This is a genomic window from Elstera sp. (genome assembly GCF_044372965.1).
GTDB lineage: Bacteria > Pseudomonadota > Alphaproteobacteria > Elsterales > Elsteraceae > Elstera.
On sequence record NZ_JBILQX010000270.1, the window covers coordinates 1 to 3,490 of the forward strand.

Consider the following 3,490-nt stretch of genomic DNA (forward strand, 5'->3'; position numbering starts at 1 on the left):
AACCAGAGGCCTTGCCGTTATATGTGAAGTGTGTGGGATGAGGGTGGACGCCGACCGAGACCCGACAGGGTTCGCCCCCAATCGCCAATGTGTAGAGAAGACAGGTAAACTATCCCCATGCGCGATCCCTACGAGGTTTTAGGCGTGCCGCGAACGGCGGATGCGGATGCGATTAAAAGCGCCTACCGCAAACTCGCCAAACAGTTTCACCCGGACCTTAATCCGGGCGATAAGGCTATCGAAACCAAGTTCAAAGATATCTCCGCCGCCCACGATCTTCTCTCGGACACCGAGAAGCGCGCGCGCTACGATCGGGGCGAGATCGACGCCAGCGGTAACGAGCGCCCCAGGGCGCGGCGCGCAGGGGCAAGCGGCTTTGGGGGATTCGGCGGATTCGGCGGCTTTGGCCAAAAGGGTTCGGGCGGATTCGATTTCGATGCCGATGATATTTTCGACGGGTTCCGCGCGCGCGGCGGCACCGCTGGCGCGGGCAAACGCCGGGGGGCGGATGTTTCTTACGGGCTCACTGTCGATTTCGTCACGGCCGCCAATGGCGGCAAGCGCCGGGTAACGACCGCCGACGGGCGCTCGTTGGATGTGAACATCCCCCCTGGCACCGAAGACGGCAGCAAGCTGCGCCTGCGCGGCCAGGGTCAGCCGGGCTTTAACGGTGGGCCGGAAGGCGATGCCTTTATCGAAATCCATGTAGATGCGCACCCCTATTTCGTCGCCAAGGGCAAGGATATTCACCTGGAAGTACCCGTCACGCTGCAAGAGGCGATTCTGGGGGCGTCCGTGACCGTGCCGACCATCGATGGGCGCGTTGCGGTGAAGGTCCCGCGCGGCTCCAATTCGGGCAGCACGCTACGCTTACGCGGCAAGGGCATTCCCGGCAAAGACGGCGCGCGCGGCGACCAATATGTGAAGCTGGTCGTGATGCTGCCCGAAAAACTCGACCCCGAACTGTCGAGCTTCCTCGAAAAATGGGGGCCGAAAAACCCCTATGAGGTTCGCAGCAAGTTGAACGGCTTGGGTTAACCTACAATAGTATTCGATTAAAATTTGATTAACTTTGTGGCCTACTGCTGAACGCTATGGTATCTAAGCCGGGGAATATGCTGAGTCGGCGAGGATCAGATGGTAAAGGCTTTGATAGTTGCAGTAGTAATGAGCGCTTGGGCCCCGACGGCGGCTTTGGCGCAGGCTTGGCAAGGATATAAGGCCACAAGCGCCGATGAGTCGCCTCTGGAACTCAAACTGCAAGGTTGGGGCAAGGCGGCGATTAAAGCGGCTGGGTACGATAAAGGCCCAAATTCCAATAATACGGGCGATGTATATTTCTATACGATTCGCGCTGAAGATAAGGATTATCGTAGCTTCGTTGGTATTAACGAGAGCAGCGTTTTCCGAATTTGGAATCAGGACACACTACAAAATTATGCCGGTCGCTACTTCAAAAATCAAACCATCGAGTTCGGTGAGTTAGACGACATTTATAACGGTCGAGCACAGTTTAAGTTTATCCCGTTTAATTATACTGAGAATAATGTCAAAAATAATTGTTCTGTCTTTCGCTCAACTTGGGATTACCTTGCGTCGGTGGGGTGGTTTTGCGCAAAGCCGGGCAAATCACTGTCGCTTGACGCCATCAAAACATTCATCACCCACATAAGTTTCAAGCAAAATCTGACACCGAAGGATGAAGGCGTTCTCCCCACCCCGTAATTCAAAGCTCTTATCGAAAGTCAGTTGTGATGATTTCAGCTCGTATCATCGGCTTAGGCTTGGCCTTGCTCTGCTCCCCTACTGTTCTCGCGCAGACATGGAGTGAGCCTACGACTATTCCGGCCGCCCAGTCCCCTTTAGAGTTAAAACTTGTTGGTTGGGGCAAAGAGAAAATTACCCGCGCCCGCCAGGCAATCGGCAAAACCGATGATAGCCGGGGCGATTCGTATTTCCACAGCGTCTTCTATCAAACCAGCAGCTATCAGGCCTATGTCGGCTTCCACGAGGCCGCCCATTTTGTCCAATGGGAACAAAATACGATCCAAAACATCGCCAAACGGTTTTTCGACGATCCTAATCTCGAGTTTGGGTCCTATATCGATGTGGATCATGGCCGGGCCGATTTTCGCACCATCCCGCTGAGCTTCAGCAAAAATGGCACGCCGATTCACTGCTGGGCGTTTCGGTCCTATTGGGACCGGTATCAGGCCGACGGCTTTCTGTGCGGGCTAACGGGTAAGCCTATCCCCGACAGCACCATCCGTACCTTCATCACCCATTTTTCCTACAAGACGGCGCTCGAGCCCAAGGACGAAGGCATGCTCCCCACCCCTTGAGGAGCATGGCCTAAGCGGTCATAACCTGCCCGTTCTGATCGAACAGATGGTAGGCATCCTTGGGCAGACGCAGGGCCATGGCATCGCCCCGGCTAAACGGGGCGGTGCCGTGCAGGGCATCGGGGGCGTCTGCACCTACGATGGTGAGATGCTCGAGGGCAGCACGCCCAGAATCGCCGGGGTACCCTACCCGCGACTTGGCATCGCCACGGCCCCCACGCCCGGCAGCCCCAGCAGCGGCGCATCCCCTTGGGGCGTAGCCTTGTGGATGCTGAGAAAATTCATCTTCGGTGAGCCGATGAAGCCCGCAACAAACTGATTGGCCGGGCGACGGCCTCGACTTGATCGGCCCCGGCGCGGGTCTGTCCAGATTCCGTCAAAACCTGATCGGGTGGTAGTGCGCGCGCCGTCGGGACAATCATCACTAGAGCAAATCCCGAGCAGGTGGCACACCTGCGACGACGCATTTGCTTAAGAAAACAAAAGATTGGAGCGTTTGTCGTGAACCACAGCGAACGAAAAATGCTCTAAAGCGCGCCCCTGCGCTAGGGTTGATCGAAACTCCGCTCTGGCCTCGACAAACCAATCGTGTTCGATCATCGCCTTCGCCTTTTTCGGCTGCGGTATGCCTAAAAAAACGTCTCCGCGCCTATCTTCTCGCAGGAAGGGCTGTAACTCCTGCCGTATCTAAAGCGAAGAGCGTATAACCGCTGTAGAAAAGTGAGACCTCCTTATGTCCGCCACCGTTACCCGCCTGCTCCCCTGGCCGCCCGCGCTGTTCATTGCCTGGGTTTTCCTCTGGTATCTCCAGTATAAGTTTACCGGCCATCCGGGTAGCGTCCATCTCTTCAATATTCTGACGATATGGCTCGGGTTCGAGGGATATGAAGCCGTGATGCGAATCGGCACCGGCACGGCGGAACTTATCGCTTCGTTTCTCATTCTCTATCCACGCACCCAAGCCATCGGTGGCCTGATGTCGAGTGGAATTATGACCGGCGCGATTTTCTTTCATGTCGTCAGCCCGCTGGGGATTGACCCGTACAATGATGGGGCGGATTTGTTTAAGAAAGCCTGCGCGGTATGGGTGTTGGGGCTTTTTATTGCCGTCCTGCGCCGGGACGATCTGATTGCTCTGTGGACATTGG

4 protein-coding genes are annotated in these 3,490 nt (G+C 56.0%); all 4 read left to right on the forward strand.

Annotation, left to right across the window (positions count from 1 at the left end):
• Nucleotides 1–117 precede the first annotated feature (117 nt).
• Nucleotides 118–1,038: a DnaJ C-terminal domain-containing protein gene (locus ACIQ36_RS19355; RefSeq protein WP_395832411.1), complete on the forward strand. Its 921-nt coding sequence runs from the start codon at nt 118–120 to the stop codon at nt 1,036–1,038.
• Nucleotides 1,039–1,137: 99 nt separating this feature from the next.
• Nucleotides 1,138–1,725, forward strand: a complete 588-nt coding sequence (locus ACIQ36_RS19360; RefSeq protein ID WP_395832413.1) for a hypothetical protein — start codon at nt 1,138–1,140, stop codon at nt 1,723–1,725.
• Between the two features lie 29 nt (nt 1,726–1,754).
• Nucleotides 1,755–2,342 (forward strand): hypothetical protein, encoded by a 588-nt coding sequence (locus ACIQ36_RS19365; RefSeq protein WP_395832415.1) that lies wholly within the window; start codon nt 1,755–1,757, stop codon nt 2,340–2,342.
• Nucleotides 2,343–3,075: 733 nt separating this feature from the next.
• The coding region (locus tag ACIQ36_RS19370) for a hypothetical protein (protein WP_395832417.1) at nt 3,076–3,490 on the forward strand (415 nt) is incomplete at its 3' end.